This is a genomic window from Novosphingobium sp. ST904, from assembly GCF_001298105.1.
In the GTDB taxonomy this organism is placed as follows: domain Bacteria; phylum Pseudomonadota; class Alphaproteobacteria; order Sphingomonadales; family Sphingomonadaceae; genus Novosphingobium.
The window spans coordinates 237,997-257,632 of record NZ_LGJH01000166.1 but is presented as its reverse complement, the minus strand read 5'-3'; the positions used below and the strand labels follow the sequence as shown (position 1 = coordinate 257,632).

Sequence of the window (19,636 nt, the reverse complement as noted above, 5' to 3'; positions counted from 1 at the left end):
GAGGGGGTAGACACTCGACGCACTCGGTGGCTCCAAATCTCTTAGTAGGGGAAACGTATGAGGAAACTCGTCCTTGGTCTGGCGCTGGCTTCGACAGCTATCGCCACGCCCGCGCTTGCGCGTGACAAGTCGTGGTATCTTGAACTCGACTTCGGCGGCATGATCGTCGAAGACGCTGATCTTAAGGTCGACGGCGTCAGCAATGCCGCAACTGCCGACTTCAAGACCGGCTTCGACGGCGGCGCCGTTCTCGGTTACGACTTCGGTCCGTTCCGTCTTGAAACCGAAGCCAGCTATCGCCAGGCTCCGGTCAAGTCCTTCGGCGGTGACGCCAGCAACCTGTCGTTCATGGTCAACGGCCTGCTCGATTTCGGTCCCGATGACGGTCTTCAGGGCTTCGTCGGCGGTGGTGCGGGCGTCGCTCGCGTCGATGCCGACTTCATCGACGATTCCGACACCGGCTTCGCATGGCAGGCTATCGCGGGCGTTCGCGCTCCGATCAGCAGCCACTGGGACGTGGGCCTGAAGTATCGCTTCATGAACGTCGCCAATGTCGACCTCGTCGACGTGGACGGTTCGTCGGTCAGCACCCGCTGGCGTTCGCACTCGCTCATGGGCACCCTGGCGTACAACTTCGGCGAACCGGCAGCTCCGCCGCCGGTTGTGGAATGCAACAAGGGTCCGTACATCGTGTTCTTCGACTGGGATAAGTCGGACATCACGCCGGAAGCCGCCACCATTCTCGACAGCGCGATCAGTGCCTATGGCAACTGCAACAGCGTTCCGATCATGCTGGCCGGTTACACCGACCGTTCGGGTACCGAAAAGTACAACCTTGGCCTGTCGGCTCGTCGTAACGACGCTACCCGCGCGTATCTGACCAGCCACGGCATTCCGGACGGCTCGATCTCGAGCCAGGCGTTCGGTGAAGCCAACCCGCGCGTTCCGACTGCTGACGGCGTGCGCGAGCTGCAGAACCGCCGCGTCGAAATCACTTACGGTCCGGGTTCGGGCATGTAAGCGAACCGGCAACGGTTACAGATCAGGGGGTCGGAGCAATCCGGCCCCCTTTTCTTATGGAACTTGCGCCAGCATGTTCCCGGCAGCCCGGGCATCCGTGGGCCGGCCGCACAAACGAAAACGCCCCGCGGGTCAGGCGGAGCGTTCGTAATTTCAGCTCTGAAAAAGATCAGGCGGCGTAAGGTGTAGGATCGATCAGCCCCGCATCGGCAAAGCCGCCCTTTCGCAGGCGGCAGCTGTCACACTCTCCGCAGGCGCGGCCATCCGGCTGCGGGTCGTAGCACGACCAGCTCATGCCGGCATCCAGCCCAAGGCGATCCGCCTCGCGGGCGATATCCGCCTTGCCGAGGAACTGCAGCGGCGCGTGAATGCTGAACTTCGTGCCCTCGTCGCCTTCCTTGGTCGCCAGGGTCGCGATGTTCTCGAACGCCGAGATGAATTCGGGACGGCAGTCGGGATAGCCCGAATAGTCCAGCGCGTTCACGCCGATGAATATATCGGAAGCCCCGATCGCCTCGGCCCAAGCCAGCGTAAGCGACAGGAAAACGAGGTTACGCGCGGGAACATACGTCACCGGAACACCGGGACCGACGCCATCCTTCGGCACCTCGATATCGTCCGTCAGCGCAGACCCGCCGAACTGGCGCAAGTCGAGCGGAAGCACGACATGACGTTCGGCGCCAAGGAAAGCGGCGATCTTGCCGGCGGCATCGATTTCGCACCGATGACGCTGGTTATAGTCGATCGTCAGCGCATTGATGGAATAGCCCGCCTCTCGTGCGAGCCCCGCCGAAACCATCGAATCCAGTCCTCCTGAGAGAAGGACGACCGCCTTGCGGCCTGAAAGCGTTGAAGTATCCTGCATGGTTCTTTCGCTAAGCCTTCGCCGAAGCGATGACAACCACCAGCCGGCAGCGTCAGTTCCGGCAGGAACCGGTCCGCCGTCCCTCAGCGGTGACAACGAAGGGAAGTCCGCTGACGATCCCCTGACTGTCGATCTGGATCAGCCCATTGGTCTCACGCCGAACCCGCGTTCGGCCATAGCCCTGCCCGCGACAGGTATACTGGACGACGACTTCGTTCGCCGTGTCCTCAACCACGACCGCGCGGCAAGGAATCCCCTGATGCCGGAGCTGAATCAGCTGCCTGCCATTTCCGATGCAAAGGTTGCGCGTGACGCTGCTCTCGCCGTGCTCACGCAGTTCCCAGGAGCCCGGCTCCAGCTGGTCCAGCATCGCAAGCGATCGCTTCTGCCCTTGCGCGCCCGATCCAAGCAGCAGCAATGCCCCGGCTGCCAATGCTACCGTCGCTGCCCTGCGTTTCGTCCAGTCGAATTTGCGGCCCCTCGCGCGCGTTGGCGCAAGACCTCGTGCTTTACCCGTGGTCATCCGCCCCATATCGGTACTCCCGACCGGCAAGACAAGCATGCCCCGCACCGACAGGTCCGCAACGGCCCGATATGTTCAGACAGGGACGTGCAATATCTTCGAACAGAACGCGCAATCTACCGGAACCATACCGGTTTCATCGCGCATATCCGCCCGCTCGGTCTCGGGAAACCGTCCAAGGATATTCTGGTAGTATTCCACCGAGCATCGGCAGCCCCGCGTCAACGGCGCCAGCGGCTCCACCCGGATAATATCCTCTTCATGGAACAGGCGCCAGACGAGCTGCTCCAGATTGAGCACCGGATCGACCAGTTCTCCCGCCTGAACGCTGCCCGCCATGATCGAGACATGCTCCCAATCGGGGTGCTGTTCCTTGACGTGAAGGCGCTCCTTGCCTTCCTCGCCATCCGGGAAATGCTGGACGAGCAGGCCGCCCGCAACGCATCGCGGGCCATTGGAACGGACGGCAATGCGGATCACCGTCGGAACCTGCTCGGACTGGGCGAAATAGCTCTGGCAGGCTTCGGCAAGCGATGCGCCTTCAAGCGGCACCACGCCCTGGTAGCGCTCGTTCGAGACGTCCAGATCGAAGGTGATCGCAAGATAGCCCTTGCCGAAGATCGTTTCGAGCGAGCAGTCCTCTTCCAGCTTCTCGGCCAGAACCGGGTCATGTCGCAGATAACCGCGAAGTTCGCCGCCCCGATAGTCGCAAACGAGCAGATCCACAGCTCCGCCTTCGGCTTGCGCCTGGAAGGTCAGCTGAGCGCCCTCCTCCTTCAGAAGCGACCCCATCAGGGCCGTCAGCACCAATGCTTCGGCCAGGACGTGCTTGACCGCCTTGGGGTAGCTATGGGCCGAGAGTACCGTTTCCAGCACAGGGCCAAGGCGCACCACACGACCGCGCGCATGGCGCGAAGGCACGGTGAACGCCAGCACCCGATCGAAGCCGGTATCGTCGTCCCGAGGGAGAAGATCGTCGCTCACAGCTTGCCAAGCGCCCACAGCAGCACGGACTTCTGTCCATGGATGCGGTTTTCGGCCTCGTCCCATACTGCGGACTGAGTGCTGTCGATCACGTCATCCGTCACTTCCTCGCCGCGGTGGGCGGGAAGACAGTGGAGGAACATGGCGCCCGGATTCGCAGCCGCCATCAGCGCCTGATTGACCTGATAGGGCTGCATGGCTGCAACATGCTTCTCGCCGCCCGGCTGCCCCATCGACACCCAGGTATCGGTAACCACGACCTGGGCACCTGCAACCGCTTCGGCCGGGTCCTGCGTCAGAATGACCTCGCCGCCCGCCGCACGAGCGCGCGCGATGAATTCAGTATCCGGCTCGTAGCCCGCAGGGCCGCCGATGCGGATCGTGAATTTCATCAGCCCTGCCGCCTCGATCAGCGAGTTGGCAACGTTGTTGCCATCGCCAAGCCAGGCCAGCTGGAGCCCCGGAAGCGCAAAGCCGCCCTCGACGATCGTCAGCAAGTCGGCAACGATCTGGCAGGGGTGGGAAAGATCCGTCAGCCCGTTGATAACCGGAACCTCGGCATAGTGCGCCAGTTCCTCGATCTTGGCGTGATCGTCGGTACGGATCATGATCGCATCGACCATCCGGCTGAGCACGCGGGCGGTATCGGCGATCGTCTCGCCGCGACCGATCTGGGTGCTGCCCGCTTCGAGAATGAGCGCACTGCCGCCGAGCTGACGCATCGCCATGTCGAACGAGACGCGCGTGCGGGTCGAGTTCTTCTCGAAGATCATGGCAAGCACATGGCCCGCAAGCGGAGCATCGGCGTCGACCTGGCCTTTCGGCCAGGCCTTGCGCGCGGACTTCCGGTCGATCGCATCGTTGATCATCGCGGCGAGCGCAGGCCCGCCGGCATCACTCAGATTGAGGAAATCCCGCATCTTCAGGCGACCTCTTGGGGCTGGTAGCTCGCCGCCGCGGCGGACAGCTTCTCCATGAATTCGTCGATATGGCTGTCGTCGATGACGAGCGGCGGCAGAACGCGGACCACATTGTCACCGGCCGAAACGGTGAGCACCTGATGGTTGTCACGCATATGGGCAACGAAAGCCCGCGGCTCCATCTTCAGCTTCATGCCGATGAACAGGCCGCGGCCATGCACCGAATCGAACAGATCGGGATAGTTGCCGATGAACTGTTCGAGCCGCGAACGCAGTCGCTCGCCCTTTGCGCGCACATCGGCAAGGAATGCCTCATCGGCCACGACGTCGAGCACCGCACCGATCGCCGCCATGGCGAAAGGATTACCGCCATAAGTCGAACCATGCGTTCCGAATACCATCCCGCGCGCGGCCTTTTCGGTGGCAAGGCAGGCGCCGACGGGGAAGCCGCCGCCGATGCCCTTCGCGGTAGACATGATATCGGGCACGATCCCGTACTGCTCGTAGGCGTAGAGCGTACCGGCACGACCGACGCCGCTCTGAACTTCATCGAACACCAGCATCAGGTCATGCTCATCGCAAAGTGCGCGCAGGCCCTGGAGGAATTCGTCCGAAGCGATGCGGATGCCGCCTTCGCCCTGAATCGGCTCAACCAGGAAGCCTGCGGTATTCGGGCCGATAGCGGCCTTTGCGGCTTCCAGATCGTCGAACTCGACATATTTGAAACCGGGCAGCAGTGGCAGGAAGCCCTTGTGCATCTTGTCCTGATTGGACGCACTGATCGTCGCCATCGTCCGGCCGTGGAAGGCATTCTTGAACGTGATCAGCTCGAACTTGTGATCGTTGCCGACGTGCTGATGATAAGCACGCGCAGTCTTGATAGCGCATTCGACCGCTTCGGCGCCCGAGTTGGTGAAGAACACCGTATCGGCGAAGGTCAGTTCGGTCAGGCGGGTGGCAATCGCTTCGCCTTGGGGGCTACCGTAAAGGTTCGAAACGTGCATGAGCGTCTCGGCCTGCTTCTGGATCGCACCGATCAGGCCTTCATGCGAATGACCCAGCAGGTTGACCGCTATCCCGCTTGCAAAATCGAGGAATCGGCGACCGTCTTCACTGATGAGGTGACAATGCTCGCCGCGAACGGGCCGAACGCCGCACCGGGGATACACGGGCATCAGCGGAGTGATCGACATGATGGAATTCCTCGATAACGAATCAGTGACGTGAACGTGAAAACGTGAATCGGAAACGACAAATGGCGGCCCTAACCGGACCGCCATTTGCGCGCTTTTAGGTGTTTGCAGTCCCCCGGTCAAACACCGGGGGCGTTGCAGGCAGGATCAGCCCTGGAGCGGCGCCAGGTTGACCGCCGAGTACTTGCCTCGTCGATCGACCTCGATGTCGAACTCCACGCGATCGCCTTCGTTCAGACCGCCAAGCCCGAACGCTCAACTGCGCTGATGTGAACGAATGCGTCCGGCTGGCCATCATCACGGGTGATGAAGCCGAAGCCCTTCATGGAGTTGAAGAACTTGACCGTGCCGCTGGCCTTTTCACCGGTCAGCTGACGCTGCGGTGCAGGCTCGCGCTTGGCGACTGGAATCACGTCGCCGACAACGACGAGTTCGCTGGCCGAAATCTTGCCGCCACGATCGACGAGCTGGAATTCGAGCTGCTGGCCTTCGGCCAGGCCTTCAAGGCCGGCACGCTCGACAGCGCTGATGTGAACGAACACATCTTCGCCGCCTTCATCGCGCTGGATGAAGCCGAAACCCTTCGCTCCGTTGAAGAACTTCACGACGCCGCGACCCTGGCCGACGACCTGAGCGGGCATACCGCCACCGCCGAAACGATCGCCGCCACCGAAGCGGTCACCGCCACCGAAGCGATCTTGCCCGGCAAAGAACGGATCGAACTCGTTCTCCCCGAAGCTATCGCGCTTGTCGCGTCCCCTTCCGCGACGACCTCTGTCAAAACCCATGTTTACGAACGTACCTTCGCTGCGCCCCAAAAAGCATACACCCGGACACGTGGACGAACCGCGCCGACCGTCAGGCAAACAGCCGAGAAAAGCCCCGGACCTTTACCTGCAGGCCGGACTCATACACGAGGTTCTGCCACATGGCGAACACATTTACGTCCCATTCTCCCGCGCCAGGGACGAAATATCGCGTTTTCCGTGCATTCCACCTTGCTTTTCGTCGGAATTGGGAGCTTGACGAGCGCTCATTTCAGGCCGAACCGGTGCCCACAAACACCATTCGACACCGGAGAATCGCGCCCATGTTCCGCCAGATCACCGAGACCGTGTTCGCGAGCCCGCAAATCGGAACGGATGCCATCGCCGAGGCGAAAGCTCTGGGGATCGTGCGGATCATCAACAACCGTCCCGAGGGCGAAAGCGAAGACCAGGTCGCAGGGGACGTCATCGCCGCCGAAGCCGCTACAGCCGGGATCGATTATGTCGCGATTCCCGTGGGCCACGGCGGCTTCAGCCAGGCTCAGGTCGATGCCATGGCCGATGCGCTCGATACTGCGGAAGGTCCGGTTCTGGCCTACTGCCGTTCGGGTACGCGCTCGACTCTGCTTTGGGCGCTTGCCCGCGCCAAGGCAGGCGACAGCCCTGCCGTGATTGCTTCGAAGGCGGCCGCTGCGGGTTACGACGTTTCCCCGATTCGCCAACTCATCGACATGCTGTCCGCCGGGAAGTGACCCGACGCCGGTTTCCGGTGTTCAGAGCGCGATGTCGCCCTGTTCGCCGGTCCGGATTCGCAGCACGTCTGCCAGATCGAAAACGAAGATCTTGCCGTCACCGATTTCGTCGGTGCTTGCGGCTGCTTTGACGATCTCGATCACCGTGACCGCAAAAGCGTCGGAAACCGCGATTTCCAGCTTCAGCTTCGGAAGCATGCTCGAGGCATATTCCGCCCCCCGGTAGATTTCGGTCTGACCTTTCTGCCGACCGAAGCCGCTTACCTCAGAAACCGTTAGCCCTGAAACGCCGGCGGCCGAGAGGGCATCCCTTACTTCCGTGAACTTGAACGGCTTGATGATCGCGATGATGTACTTCACGCCCGATCTCCCGGTGGAAGGCTGTGGGCAGAACATCACACATTGTCGGCATCGCGACAAAGACAAATCTGGGCAAATCCGCGACAATAAAAAGAATGAAAAATGGGCCGGAGCGGCTGGCTCCGGCCCTTGAGTTTGTGTTCGCAGGAGGAACACCGGGAGGCGGCGACGGATGTAAGGAGAGGAAGAAGTATCCGCCGCCGCCAAGCTCTAGGAGATTTGAAACTTAGTTGTAGGCACGCTCGCCATGTTCGCCGATGTCGAGGCCTTCCTGCTCGACTTCCGGAGCGACGCGCAGGCCGGTGACTGCCTTGGCAACGTAGATCGAGATGACGGTGCCGATGGTGGCCCAGACGATTGCGACGAGAACGGCGATGATCTGCGTTGCGACCTGCGAACCCATCGAGAAGTCGGCGCCGCCGGGTCCACCCAGCGAAGGCGCATAGACGATGCCGGTGCCGATGGCGCCGACGATGCCGCCGATCCCGTGGACACCGAAGGCGTCGAGGGCGTCGTCATAGCCGAGAGCGGGCTTGAGCTTGCTGACCGCGAAGAAGCAGATGATCGAAGCGACGGCGCCCAGAACGATCGCTCCGAACGGGCCCGAGTTGCCCGCTGCCGGGGTAACGGCGACGAGACCCGCCACGATGCCCGAGCAGAAACCGAGAGCCGAACCCTTGTGGCCGCTGAGACGCTCTGCGAGCATCCAGAACAGGCCCGCAGAAGCGGTGGCGACGAAAGTGTTGATCATGGCAAGGGCGGCAGAGCCATTGGCTTCGAGAGCCGAACCGGCGTTGAAGCCGAACCAGCCCACCCACAGCAGCCCGGTGCCGACCATCGTCAGCGTCAGCGAGTGTGGGGGCATCGGCTCGTTCGGGTAGCCCTTGCGCTTGCCGAGGATCAGCGCGGCGACGAGCGCCGAGACACCGGCATTGATGTGAACGACGGTACCGCCGGCGAAGTCGAGAGCGGCAGGGAGTTCGGTGCCGAACATCTTGCCTTCGAACAGGAAGCCGCCAGCTGCCCAAACCATGTGCGCGATCGGGAAGTAGGTGATCGTCAGCCAGACGACCGCAAATACCATCACGGCCGAGAACTTGATGCGTTCGACGGTCGAACCGAGGACCAGCGCGACGGTGATCGCGGCGAAGGTCATCTGGAAGCTGATGAAGACGTATTCGCTGATGACTTCGCTGGTGAAGGTCGCCGCCGTGCTGTCAGGCGTGACGCCGGCGAGGAAGAACTTGCCCCAGGCGATGAAGGCATTGCCTTCCGGACCGAAAGCGAGGCCGTAGCCGTACATGACCCAGATCAGCATCGCGAGCGCAGCGGCCGCGCCGATCTGCGTCATCGTCGAAAGCATGTTCTTCGAGCGGGTGAGGCCGCCGTAGAACAGCATGAGGCCGGGCAGGATCATGAGCAGGACCAGGATGGTCGAGGTCATCATCCAGGCATTGTTACCGGGATTGGGGACGGGCGCGGCCGCGGCAGCGGCTTCCTGCGCCCATGCAGGCATGGCGGCGAACAGCGACGCACCAAGAGCGCCGGCGCCGCAAAGAATTTTGCGGTTCATCGTGGTTTCCCTCCTGTCGGAAGCGCCGGTCAAAGCGCGGTATCGCCGGATTCGCCGGTGCGGATGCGCACGGCCGAGGCCAGGTCGAGGACGAAGATCTTGCCGTCGCCAATGGCTTCGGTGCTGGCAACCTGCTGAATCGTTTCCACGATCTTCGGCGCCAGATCGTCGGGCGCTGCCACTTCGATCTTCACCTTGGGGAGCATGTTGGTCGAATACTCGGCCCCACGATAGATTTCCGTCTGACCCTTCTGGCGCCCGAAGCCCTTCACTTCGGAAACGGTCATCCCGGCGACACCGATCGCGCCCAGCGCTTCTCGCACTTCGTCGAGTTTGAAGGGCTTGATGATGGCTATGATGAACTTCATGCCTATCCCCTGTTTGTCACCGGCCCCGCGCCGGCTCCAAACAGTGAATGCAAAGGCCGTGCCAATTTACCAAACGACGGGATTCAAGGGCCTGATCGCTCCGTTCAACGCAAGTGCAGCATGACGCATCGCTCGATTCCTGAGCAGTTGCCTATTTTTTAGGCAACTCAAGCGACGCAAAGACCGGCAGGTGGTCAGATCCTATCGCCGCAAGGGGGCTGTGGTGAACGTTTGTTCCCAGAATCCGCCACTGTTCGGATACGATGATGCGATCCAGCCTTGCCAGAGGCCTGCGGGAAGGAAAGCTCCGACCCGGTACCAGCACCTGCCAGGGGGCATGAAACTCTCGGAAACAGCCGCCGTGGCTGGACCATTCATTCAAATCGCCCATCATCACGGTCGGCACATGTTCATCGCAGGCGCCGACATGGGACAGCACGCTTCGCACCTGCAACCGTCGGCGCAGACCGGACAGGTCGAGGTGCATGCCGACCACCCGAACCTTCCGCCCATGAACCGAAAGATCCGCACGGATCGCGCCGCGCGGCTCGAGAACCGGCAGGGCCACGGGCTTGGCTTCGAGCAGTTCGATGCCCTTGCGCACAAGCAGGGCATTGCCGTGCCAGCCCAGGCTGTCCGGCTTCATCGACAGGGGCACCGGGACATAATCGGTTGCCCCGTGAATCACCTCCAGCGGCAGCGCGCTCATCCGGCGGCCAAACCGGCGATCCACTTCCTGCAGCGCCACGATGTCGGCATCGATCTCGCGCAGCACCGTCAGAATGCGCTCGGGATCGCGCGCCGGTCAAGCCCGACGGCCTTGTGGATGTTGTAGCTGGCGAACTTGATCTGCAACGAAGGACTTCCGGCGAATGGGATAGCGTAGCAATCCGCCGGAATAGCATGAGGTTCCCTGTCCGTCGTCCCGGACTTGCCCGCACGCGCGAAAGCGCAGGCTGCGGAGACGGGACGACGAAAGGTTTCAGCGTTCCTTCGTGGCGCTGAAGGTCATGTCCGGGTTGCGTTCCTGCTGATAGTTCACGTCCCACGCCGAGCGGGCCATGAACACGGGATCGCCGTCACGGTCCTTCGCGAGGTTCATCTTGTTGATTTCGCCGAAGTCGCGCAGCGTCTTTTCGTCGCCCTTGATCCAGCGGGCCGTGTCGAACGGCGAAGCTTCGAGCACGGCTTCCACCTTGTACTCGGCTTCGAGGCGGCTGATCAGCACATCGAGCTGAAGCTGGCCGACCACGCCGACGATCCACTGCGAGCCGATTTCCGGGTAGAAGACCTGAATCACGCCTTCTTCCGAAAGGTCATCGAGCGCCTTGCGGAGCTGCTTGGTCTTGGTCGGGTCCTTCAGCGCGACGCGGCGCAGGATTTCCGGCGCGAAGTTCGGCAGGCCGATAAAGCGAACCTGGTTCTTTTCGGAGAGGGTATCACCCACGCGCAGGGTGCCGTGATTGGGAATGCCGATGATATCGCCCGGCTCGGCATTGTCCGCGATCTCGCGGTCCTGCGCGAAGAACAGGATCGGCGAATGGACCGCGATCGGCTTGCCAAGGCCCGAGGGCGTCAGCTTCATGCCGCGCTTGAAGGTGCCCGAGACCAGACGCATGAAAGCGATGCGGTCACGGTGCATCGGGTCCATGTTGGCCTGGACCTTGAAGATGAAGCCGGTGACTTCCTTGTTGTCCGGCTCGATCGTGCCTTCGTTCGAAGGCTGCGGCCGCGGCGGGGGCGCGAACTTCTCGATCGCGTCGATCAGTTCGGTAACGCCGAAGTTCTTGAGCGCCGAGCCGAAGTAGACCGGCGTAAGGTCGCCGCCCCGATAGGCCTCCACATCGAATTCGGGATAGCCGGCCTGCGCCAGTTCCAGCTCCTCGGCGACGGCATCGGGAAGCGCCGCGCCTTCGTCGACCTTGCCGAGGAATTCCTTGCTCGGCCCTTCGGGGCGGCTGATCTTGCCGCTGGCGATGTCGAGGATACCCTCGAACAGGCCGCCCATGCCGACAGGCCAGGACATCGGGCAGACGTCCAGCGCCAGCATGTCCGCCACTTCGTCCATCAGGTCGAAGCAGGCGCGGCCTTCGCGGTCGACCTTGTTGATGAAGGTGATGATCGGCACCGAACGCAGGCGGCAGACCTCGAAGAGCTTGCGGGTCTGCGGTTCGATACCCTTGGCCGCGTCGATCACCATGATCGCCGAATCGACTGCGGTGAGCGTGCGGTAGGTGTCTTCCGAGAAGTCATCGTGGCCCGGCGTGTCGAGCAGGTTGAAGGTGATCCCGTCCCGCTCGAACGTCATGACCGAGCTGGTCACGGAGATGCCGCGCTGCTGCTCGATCTTCATCCAGTCAGACCGCGCGCGCCGCGCGCGCCGCGTGCCTTGACCTGTCCTGCCAGATGGATGGCACCGCCTTGCAGCAGCAGCTTCTCGGTCAGGGTGGTCTTACCGGCGTCAGGGTGCGAGATGATCGCGAAAGTGCGCCGGGACTGGTGGGGAACATTGCTCATCGGCGCGCTATTAGTGGGCGCGGGGCCAGATGGAAAGGGCGGAAAAAAGGGGGAGCCCCCCTCACTACGGCCTGCGGAGTGGACCGTTTCCTGCCCCGCGCTCGGCCCCTGTACTCGCCCCCTGCACCTAACCTTCGTCACTGCGAGCGTAGCGAAGCATTCCAGGGCGCGTTACGCCGCTCTGGATTGCCGCGTCGGCTTCGCCTCCTCGCAATGACGAAAGTAGAGGAAGTCAGCCCTCGCGCGCGACCTGGAAGCCGGCGAAGGACTGGCTCACCGGCATCAGTTCCAGCGTGTTAATGTTGAGATGCGGCGGCAGGGTCGCCACCCAGAGCACGGTTCCGGCGATATCCTCGGCCGTCATCGGATTCGCGCCGCCATAGAGGTTGTCCGAAGCCTGCTGGTTGCCGCCGGTCCGCACGAGGGTGAACTCGGTCTCCACCATGCCCGGCTCGATCGAGGTCACGCGCACGCCCGTTCCCGCGAGGTCGGAACGCAGGCCCAACGAGAACTGGTGCACGAAGGCCTTGGTGCCGCCATAGACGTTGCCGCCCGTGTAAGGGTAAGTCGCCGCCACCGAGGACAAGTTGACGATCGCGCCCTTGCGCGCGACCAGCGCGGGCAGAAGCTTGTGAGTGAGCGAGACCAGCGCGGTTACGTTGGTATCGATCATCGTCTTCCAGCTTTCGAGCGACGCGCTCTGTGCCGGTTCGGTGCCGAGCGCGAGGCCGGCATTGTTGACGAGACAGTCGATCCCGGCGAACTCGGCAGGCAGGGCGGCCAGAGCAGCATCGCGCGCCGCTTCATCGCGCACGTCGAAAATGGCGGCGTGGAACTGGTCCGCGCCCAGTTCGGCCTTCAGCGCGTCCAGACGCTCGGTCCGGCGACCGGTGCCGATCACACGCCAGCCCGCCACCACGAATGCGCGGGCACAGGCTTCGCCGATGCCGGAGGTAGCCCCGGTTACGAGTGCGGTCTTCATCGGAAATAGGTCTCCTTCAGTCGGCGGTCAGGACGCTGACGTCCATGCGGAAGCTCCGGCTCATGCCGGGTTCGAGCGAAAGCACGCCGGGCTTGGCGCGGAAATCGCCGGAATAACCCAGCGGGTCGGCCATGCCCTGCCAGGGCTCGATGCAAAGATAGTTCGCGCCCGGCTTCTGCCAGATGCCCAGCATCGGCATATCCGGGAAAGCGACGGCAAGCTGTGTCCCGCCCGGCGTGCCGAACGTGAGCGAGCGACTGGCAAGCCGATCCCAGATCAGGGCATCGGTCTCGAACTGCGCGGCTTCGGGCATGAGCAGATGCCCCTCGACCGGAGTGGCGACAGGTTCGGGCTGGACGAGACCGGTCGGCAGGTCGATGCGGCGGATCGGCTGGGGCTCCGCTTGCTCGAAAGCGATCGTGTGATCGGCCTTGGCGGCGCCGCCCGGCAGCGGCCAGGCGAAAGCGGGGTGATAGCCGAAGCTGAACGGCATGGCCCCGTCTCCGGCGTTGATCACCGTCGCCGTGGTGTGCAGGCACATGCCTTCGAGGCGGAATTCCAGATCCAGCGCGAAGGCGAAAGGATAGACCTTGCGGGTTGCCGCACTGTCGCGGAGGCGGAAGACGGCGCGATCGGCCGCGGTTTCGACCACGTCGAACAACGAATGGCGCGCGAAGCCGTGCTTGGGCAGTTCGTATTCGCGGCCATCGAGGCGATAGCGATTACCGTTCAGCGCGCCGACGATCGGGAACAGGATCGGCGCATGTCCGGTCCAGAACGCCGGATCGGCGTCTGTCATGTATTCCCGGCCGAAGCGGTCGGTCAGAGACCAGAGTTCGGCCCCGAACGGGGTGACCCGCGCGGTGAGTTCGCCGGAAGAAATGGTCACGAATTCCATGTCGGTCACCGGCTCACTCCAGAAGCGTCTCCCGGACCCGGTCCGGGACGACGTAATGCATCAACCGCGCAGCACGGCGCCAAGCTTGGCGGCGGCGGCAGTCACCTTGCTGCTGATCGCCTTCAAGTCTTCTTCCTTGTAGCTCTTTTCGAGCGGCTGGAGAGTGACTTCGAGCGCGAGCGACTTCTGGCCTTCGGGCACGCCTGCCCCACGGAAGTCGTCGAACAGGCGGGCAGAGACGATATTCGCCTTGTCTGCACCGGCAACCATGCGGACGAGATCGCCCGCAGCCTGCTCGACCGGGACGAGGAACGCGAAGTCGCGAGTCACCGCCTGCAGCGCCGGGGGCGCGTAGCGGGTACGGGCGAAGGTTGCGGCGCCCTTCCTGCCGGGGATCGCGTCGAGATAGATCTCGGCAATCGCCACCGGACCTTCGATGTCGAACTGCCTGGCGACAGTCGGGTGCAGCATGCCGAAGCGCGCCAGCACGTTCTTGGGGCCAAGGCGCAGCGTGGCCGACTGGCCGGGATGGAACTGCGGACCGGCCTCACCCATGACCTGCAGCTTCTCCACCGGAGCACCGGCTTCGGCCAGCAGTGCCGTGACTTCGGCCTTGGCGTCGTAGGCGTCGAACGCAGTCGCCTTGCCCGTCGCCCAGCCGCGCGCGACCTTCTCGCCAGCCAGCACGAAGCCCAGCGCCAGACGCTCATCGCTCGCGCCGCCCTCTCCGCGCAGATAGCGACGGCCGAGTTCGAACAGGCGAAGCGACGAAGCGCCGCGATCGAGGTTGCGCTTGGCCGCCATCAGCAGGCCCGGCAGCAGCGACGGCCGCATGACCTTCATGTCCTCGCTGATCGGGTTGGCGAGCGACCACAGGGCGTTTCCATCCGCGAAGGCATCGGCCTCGGCTGAGGGCAGGAACGACCAGGTTACCGCCTCGTGCAGACCGCGCGCAGCAGCCGCACGGCGAACACGGCGTTCCAGCGCCTGCGTCGGCGTGGCGGTCGGACGGGCGACACCGTCAGCGCGCGGCAGGGCCACGCTGGTCACCTTGTCGAGACCGTGGATGCGGACGACTTCCTCGACGATATCGGGCGCGCCATCCACGTCCGGGCGCCAGCCGGGGACGGTAACGGCCCACGACGTGTCGAAGTTCGCCTGCTCGGCCACCACCGAGAAGCCGAGGCTTCCCAGAATGCGCTGCTGCTCAGCCGCTTCGATGCGGACGCCGCCCAGCTTCTCGGTCAGCGCCGGATCGAAGTGGACGATCTTCGGCGTGCTCGGCGCTGCACCGCTGCGCACCGCCTGCGAAGCCTCACCGCCGCACAGCGTCTGGATCAGCTGGGTCAGGTGGTCGAGGCCGGTATCGAGGAAATTCGGATCGATCCCACGCTCGAAACGGCTGCGCGCGTCCGAGGTGAGGTTGAGCTTGCGGCCGGTCCGGGCGATGCGCTCGGGATCGAAATAAGCGATTTCGAGCAGGACGTCGGTGGTCTCGTCCCCGCAGCCCGAATGCTCGCCGCCCATGATGCCCGCAATGTCGTGCACGCCCGAATCGTCGGCGATCACGGTCATCTCGGCGTCGAGCGTGTAGGTCTTCTCGTTCAGCGCAACGACCGTTTCGCCATCCTTCGCCCGGCGCGCGACGACGGCGCCGTTCAGCTTGGCCAGGTCATAGGCGTGGGCCGGGCGACCATAGGCCAGCATCAGGTAGTTGGTGGCATCCACCAGCGCCGAGATCGGACGCTGACCGGCCGCCTTCAGGCGATCCTGCAGCCACTGCGGCGAGGGGCCGTTCTTCACGCCTTTGATCACGCGGCCGTGGAACGCCGGGCAACCCTCGGCATCGTCGGTGCGCACGTCCACCGGGCAGGGGAAGCTGCCGGCGATGTCCAGCACCTCGATCGGCTTCAGCGTGCCGAGGCCGGCAGCAGCCAGATCGCGGGCGATGCCGTAGACGCCCATGCAGTCCGGACGGTTCGGGGTGATGGCCACTTCGATCACCGGATCGGCGCCGTGGTAGTCCGCGAAAGGCGTGCCGACCGGCGCGTCCTCGGGCAGTTCGATGATGCCGTCGTGATCTTCGCCCAGCTCCAGTTCGCGCGTGGAGCACATCATGCCGTTCGATTCGACGCCGCGCACGGCAGCGACCTTCAGCACCATGCCGTTGGCGGGCACGGTCGCACCGGGCAGGCCCAGCACGCCAACAAGGCCAGCCCGCGCGTTCGGCGCGCCGCAGACCACCTGCAGTACGCCTTCACCGGTATCGACGGTGAGGACCTGCAGCTTGTCCGCCTGCGGATGCTTGTCGACGGTGAGCACCTTCGCCACGCGGAAGCCCGAAAGCTTGGCGGCGGGGTCTTCGATGCCTTCGACCTCTAGGCCGATGGCGTTGAGCTTCAGGGCGATATCCTCAAGCGAGGCGTCGGTCTCAAGGTACTGCTTGAGCCAGGAAAGCGAGAACTTCATTTTCTAGATCCTTCCCGCGCTCAGGCCGGAGTGCCGACGCGCCCGAAAGGGTCGGCACGTCGAGGGCGGAGAAACCGTAGTGGGAGAGCCAGCGCACATCGCCGTCGAAGAAGGCGCGTAGGTCGTCCATGCCGTACTTCAGCATGGCCAGGCGATCGATGCCGATGCCGAAGGCGAACCCTTGCCATTCGTCGGGATCGAGCCCGGCGAATTCGATGACGCGGCGGTTGACCATGCCCGAGCCGAGCACTTCCATCCAGCCGCCCTCGCCCTTCGACGGGTCGCCGCCGATCACGCGCTTGCCGTCGATCAGGGTGAAGCCGATATCCGCTTCCACCGAAGGTTCGGTGAAGGGGAAGTAGCTGGGGCGCAGGCGCAGGACGATGTCCTCACGCTCGAAGAACGCCTTCAGGAACGTCTCCAGCGTCCACTTGAGGTGGCCGAGGTGCACGTCCTTGTCGATCACCAGACCTTCGACCTGGTGGAACATCGGCGTGTGGGTGGCGTCGCTGTCCGAACGGTAGACCCGGCCCGGCGCGATGATGCGCAGCGGCGCGCCCTGCTTGAGCATCGTGCGCATCTGCACCGGCGAGGTATGCGTGCGCAGCAGCATCTCGCGTTCCTGCGCATCGCGGTCCGGGAAATAGAAAGTGTCGTGCATCGCGCGCGCCGGGTGGCTTTCCGGCATGTTGAGCGCGGTGAAGTTGTGCCAGTCGTCCTCGATCTCCGGTCCGGTGGCGACCGAGAAGCCGAGGTCGGCGAAGATCTCGGCAATCTCGTCCATCACTTGCGAGATCGGGTGGACGGTGCCGCGCGGTGCTTCGGGTGCGGGCAGCGAAAGGTCGATGGTCTCGGCAGCAAGCCGGGCTTCCAGCGCGGCGCCTTCCAGCGCATCCTTTCGGGCGGCGAGCGCATCGCTCACGCTTTCGCGCAGGGCGTGGATCTTCGGTCCTTCGACCTTGCGCTCTTCGGGATCGAGCTTGCCCAGCGTCTTGAGCAGGCCGGAAATCGAGCCCTGCTTGCCCAGAAACTCGACACGCAGGGCCTCCAGCGTTTCGAGATCGGATGCTTCCGCAATCCGCGAGAGCGCCTCCTGGCCGGTTGCTGCGTAGTCCACTGGTGTCTGCCTGACTGTTGCTGAATCTGGAAGCGCGGTCCTTAGGGGGCCGGCGGGCAAATCGCAACGCCGAGGGTAAGTCCCGCGACCATCATCGAGCCGAAAAGGCCGCTATCTTCCCATGAGCCGCGCATGGCGGGCCCGCTCTCGCATGAGGGGGCCTGTAACCGGCTTTTCAAGCTGCGCATATTGCCGCGGGGTCATGCCCATGAATGCGCGGAAATCGCGAACGAACTGCGCCTGATCGTGATAGGCCGCGTCGATCGCACCGATCCACTTGCGCTTGGGTTCCAGAGTGAACTGCTCGATACTGCGCAGGAAGCGCTGGCGACGCAGCAGGAGCTTGGGCGTGAAGCCGAACGCCGCCCTGCAGATACGCTCCACCATGCGGGGATGCGCGCGCACCCGGGCCGCGAGATCGGTTGCCGAGCGCACTTCCGTATCGGTCAGCGCATCGCAAAGCGCCAGAATCAGCCCCTCATGGGGCACGACGCGGCGGGGAACCGCCTCCAGGAATGCGATCAGCAGATCGAGTTGCTCACCGGGAGATTCTTCGTGTGCGAGGAGATCGTAAAGCGGCCGCAACCGGGCGAAAGCCTCGTCCTGATCGCCATCTGCGAGCACGTTCGCATAGCGATCGGCGGATACGCCGACCAGGGCGGCCCATCCCAATGGCGTCAGGCGAAAGCCCCACTGCCGCGCAGGCCCCATCGAGAAGCGCACTTCTTCCGAACGCGGCCCCGCTACGGTAAATCGGCAGCCGGCAATCGACGATCCGCTCCGCATCGTCCCCTCGATGCTGGCACCGTAGTGAAATCGCAAACTGGCCCAATCGGGAAACAATACGTCATGAAGACGCTCCCCCTCGCCCAGATCGATTTCGCAATAAAACAGCACCGAAACGTAGCGATCCAGCCCGGAAGGCACTGGACAATATTGTATTACCACCCTTCTTGCCGTCATTCCCTGTCTATTCTTCGCACCAGAAAACCCCCCATCCCCGGTCGTAAAGCCACTTCGACAGGAGCGCAAATACTTCGAAGGGCAAAAAATTCGGGGCGCGGATGCCATCGCACCCACGCCCCCGAATCATGTTCTTCGCGATCGAGAAGCCCGGCGGCCAGCGCCGGTCTTCATCGGATCAGGCCGGAAGAGCGGCCTTCGCCTGAGCGATCACAGTCGAGAACACCGAACCCTCGTTCATGGCGAGGTCGGCCATCGACTTGCGATCGAGTTCGATGCCGGCAAGCTTGATGCCGTGCATGAACTGCGAGTAGGTCAGGCCTTCGGCGCGGACGGCAGCGTTGATACGCTGGATCCAGAGCGCGCGGAAGGTCCGCTTCTTGATCTTGCGGTCGCGATACGCGTACTGGCCGGCCTTTTCGACGGCCTGACGGGCAACGCGGATCGTGTTCTTGCGGCGGCCGCGGTAACCCTTGGCCTGTTCCAGAAGACGCTTGTGCTTGGCGCGGGTGGTAACACCCCTCTTGATACGGCTCATCGGTCAGTACTCCTCAGTTGAGCCCGTAGGGCGCCCACTTTTTGATCGTCTTGGCATCGGCGTCGGAAATGACTTCGGTGCCGCGATTCTGGCGGATGTACTTGCCGTTATGGCTCATCAGGCGGTGGCGCTTGCCGGCAACGCCGTGCTTCACCTTGCCGGTGGCGGTGAGCTTGAAGCGCTTCTTCACACCGCTCTTGGTCTTCAGCTTGGGCATTTTCGTCTCCTTTCACAGGGACACGTCCGGTCAGCCATGGCAGCCCTTTTCGCCAGGCGGACGCGCGAATCTCTTTGGTAAAGACTCAACCGTGTCGATTGAAGCGCGGGCCTTTAGTTGGAGAAGGGCCGGATGGCAACCCCTGCAACAACGCCTGCAGCGTGCGCCCGCCGTCAGGCGCCGTTTCGCGGTGTCGTGAATGCCTGCCGTCCGGTCCGCTCCAGCCAGGCGAGATAGTCTCCGCCAAGGATGGGCCGCGATCCGCCGGGAAGTTCGATGCGCCAGAGATAAAGCCCCGCGCGGGTCCGGCGCCCTTCCTGCGTCCGCACCGGCAGGCTGGCCCGGCGATATTCCCGCCCCTCGTACCGATCCAGCGTCGCCAGGTCGCCGGGCCTCAGGGCAAGCTCGCAAAGCGTTCCGCGCACGCGTGCCGCGGACTTGGCGGGCACGAGCGCCGGAAACCAGCCGTTGCCGCCGCAGACGGCATGGATGTGCCCCGGCACGCTGGCCGGTTCCCCGCGCACCATCCGTTCGGCAACCCAGCGCCCCATCCGCGTACCGGCGTGGGGCTGCAGGGTGCCGTAGACGAACAGCCGCAGCGTGCGCCCCT

The 19,636-nt window shown here is 63.6% G+C and carries 18 protein-coding genes and 3 pseudogenes; 2 read left to right on the top strand and 19 right to left on the bottom strand.

Features of this window, described 5'->3' with window-relative positions:
- Positions 1–57: 57 nt before the first annotated feature.
- Positions 58–1,020 carry an OmpA family protein gene (locus ADT71_RS29230; RefSeq protein ID WP_054442186.1) on the top strand — a complete coding sequence of 321 codons (963 nt, stop codon included), beginning with the start codon at positions 58–60 and terminating at the stop codon, positions 1,018–1,020.
- A gap of 169 nt (positions 1,021–1,189) precedes the next feature.
- On the opposite strand, the gene queC is transcribed toward ADT71_RS29230, so the two are convergent.
- The 6 genes and pseudogenes from queC to ADT71_RS35305 form a co-directional block, all read right to left on the bottom strand.
- Positions 1,190–1,885, bottom strand: a complete 696-nt coding sequence (gene queC, locus ADT71_RS29225; protein WP_054442185.1) for a 7-cyano-7-deazaguanine synthase QueC — start codon at positions 1,883–1,885, stop codon at positions 1,190–1,192.
- Between the two features lie 52 nt (positions 1,886–1,937).
- Positions 1,938–2,255, bottom strand: coding sequence for a hypothetical protein (locus ADT71_RS29220; protein WP_082370637.1), 318 nt, complete (start codon positions 2,253–2,255; stop codon positions 1,938–1,940).
- Between the two features lie 228 nt (positions 2,256–2,483).
- Positions 2,484–3,392, bottom strand: coding sequence for an Hsp33 family molecular chaperone HslO (locus ADT71_RS29215; RefSeq protein WP_054442183.1), 909 nt, complete (start codon positions 3,390–3,392; stop codon positions 2,484–2,486).
- A complete protein-coding gene (gene argF / locus ADT71_RS29210) occupies positions 3,389–4,312 on the bottom strand; it encodes an ornithine carbamoyltransferase (protein ID WP_054442182.1) in 924 nt (307 codons plus the stop codon). The genes ADT71_RS29215 and argF overlap by 4 nt, the downstream gene beginning before the upstream one ends.
- A gap of 2 nt (positions 4,313–4,314) precedes the next feature.
- Complete coding sequence (locus ADT71_RS29205) at positions 4,315–5,505, bottom strand: aspartate aminotransferase family protein (RefSeq protein ID WP_054442181.1); 1,191 nt, start codon at positions 5,503–5,505, stop codon at positions 4,315–4,317.
- Between the two features lie 147 nt (positions 5,506–5,652).
- A pseudogene (locus tag ADT71_RS35305) lies at positions 5,653–6,293 on the bottom strand (cold-shock protein).
- A 302-nt stretch (positions 6,294–6,595) separates the two neighbouring features.
- Here ADT71_RS35305 and ADT71_RS29195 point away from each other — a divergent pair.
- Positions 6,596–7,024, top strand: coding sequence for a TIGR01244 family sulfur transferase (locus ADT71_RS29195; protein ID WP_054442180.1), 429 nt, complete (start codon positions 6,596–6,598; stop codon positions 7,022–7,024).
- Between the two features lie 21 nt (positions 7,025–7,045).
- On the opposite strand, the gene ADT71_RS29190 is transcribed toward ADT71_RS29195, so the two are convergent.
- The 13 genes and pseudogenes from ADT71_RS29190 to ADT71_RS29130 all read right to left on the bottom strand — a co-directional run bounded on the left by ADT71_RS29190 (position 7,046) and on the right by ADT71_RS29130 (position 19,619).
- Positions 7,046–7,384 carry a P-II family nitrogen regulator gene (locus tag ADT71_RS29190; protein ID WP_054442179.1) on the bottom strand — a complete coding sequence of 113 codons (339 nt, stop codon included), beginning with the start codon at positions 7,382–7,384 and terminating at the stop codon, positions 7,046–7,048.
- A gap of 226 nt (positions 7,385–7,610) precedes the next feature.
- Positions 7,611–8,957 carry an ammonium transporter gene (locus tag ADT71_RS29185; protein WP_054442178.1) on the bottom strand — a complete coding sequence of 449 codons (1,347 nt, stop codon included), beginning with the start codon at positions 8,955–8,957 and terminating at the stop codon, positions 7,611–7,613.
- 29 nt (positions 8,958–8,986) lie between these two features.
- Complete coding sequence (locus ADT71_RS29180; RefSeq protein WP_054442177.1) at positions 8,987–9,325, bottom strand: P-II family nitrogen regulator; 339 nt, start codon at positions 9,323–9,325, stop codon at positions 8,987–8,989.
- Between the two features lie 151 nt (positions 9,326–9,476).
- A pseudogene (locus ADT71_RS29175) lies at positions 9,477–10,180 on the bottom strand (endonuclease/exonuclease/phosphatase family protein).
- A gap of 127 nt (positions 10,181–10,307) precedes the next feature.
- Positions 10,308–11,842: pseudogene (locus ADT71_RS29170) on the bottom strand (peptide chain release factor 3).
- 232 nt (positions 11,843–12,074) lie between these two features.
- On the bottom strand, positions 12,075–12,824 hold the full coding sequence (locus ADT71_RS29165) for an SDR family NAD(P)-dependent oxidoreductase (protein ID WP_054442176.1): 750 nt from the start codon (positions 12,822–12,824) through the stop codon (positions 12,075–12,077).
- A 16-nt stretch (positions 12,825–12,840) separates the two neighbouring features.
- Positions 12,841–13,722: an aldose 1-epimerase family protein gene (locus ADT71_RS29160; protein ID WP_132468703.1), complete on the bottom strand. Its 882-nt coding sequence runs from the start codon at positions 13,720–13,722 to the stop codon at positions 12,841–12,843.
- 60 nt (positions 13,723–13,782) lie between these two features.
- Positions 13,783–16,191, bottom strand: coding sequence for a phenylalanine--tRNA ligase subunit beta (gene pheT, locus ADT71_RS29155; RefSeq protein WP_054442174.1), 2,409 nt, complete (start codon positions 16,189–16,191; stop codon positions 13,783–13,785).
- Entirely contained in the window at positions 16,154–17,308 is a 1,155-nt protein-coding gene (gene pheS, locus ADT71_RS29150) for a phenylalanine--tRNA ligase subunit alpha (RefSeq protein WP_197283157.1), read from the bottom strand. The genes pheT and pheS overlap by 38 nt, the downstream gene beginning before the upstream one ends.
- 111 nt (positions 17,309–17,419) lie before the next feature.
- On the bottom strand, positions 17,420–18,235 hold the full coding sequence (locus tag ADT71_RS29145; RefSeq protein ID WP_054442173.1) for an AraC family transcriptional regulator: 816 nt from the start codon (positions 18,233–18,235) through the stop codon (positions 17,420–17,422).
- Positions 18,236–18,449: 214 nt separating this feature from the next.
- Positions 18,450–18,809 carry a 50S ribosomal protein L20 gene (gene rplT, locus ADT71_RS29140; RefSeq protein ID WP_054442172.1) on the bottom strand — a complete coding sequence of 120 codons (360 nt, stop codon included), beginning with the start codon at positions 18,807–18,809 and terminating at the stop codon, positions 18,450–18,452.
- Between the two features lie 13 nt (positions 18,810–18,822).
- Entirely contained in the window at positions 18,823–19,026 is a 204-nt protein-coding gene (rpmI, locus tag ADT71_RS29135; protein WP_021232722.1) for a 50S ribosomal protein L35, read from the bottom strand.
- A gap of 173 nt (positions 19,027–19,199) precedes the next feature.
- Entirely contained in the window at positions 19,200–19,619 is a 420-nt protein-coding gene (locus ADT71_RS29130; RefSeq protein ID WP_255351708.1) for a gamma-glutamylcyclotransferase family protein, read from the bottom strand.
- Positions 19,620–19,636 lie beyond the last annotated feature (17 nt).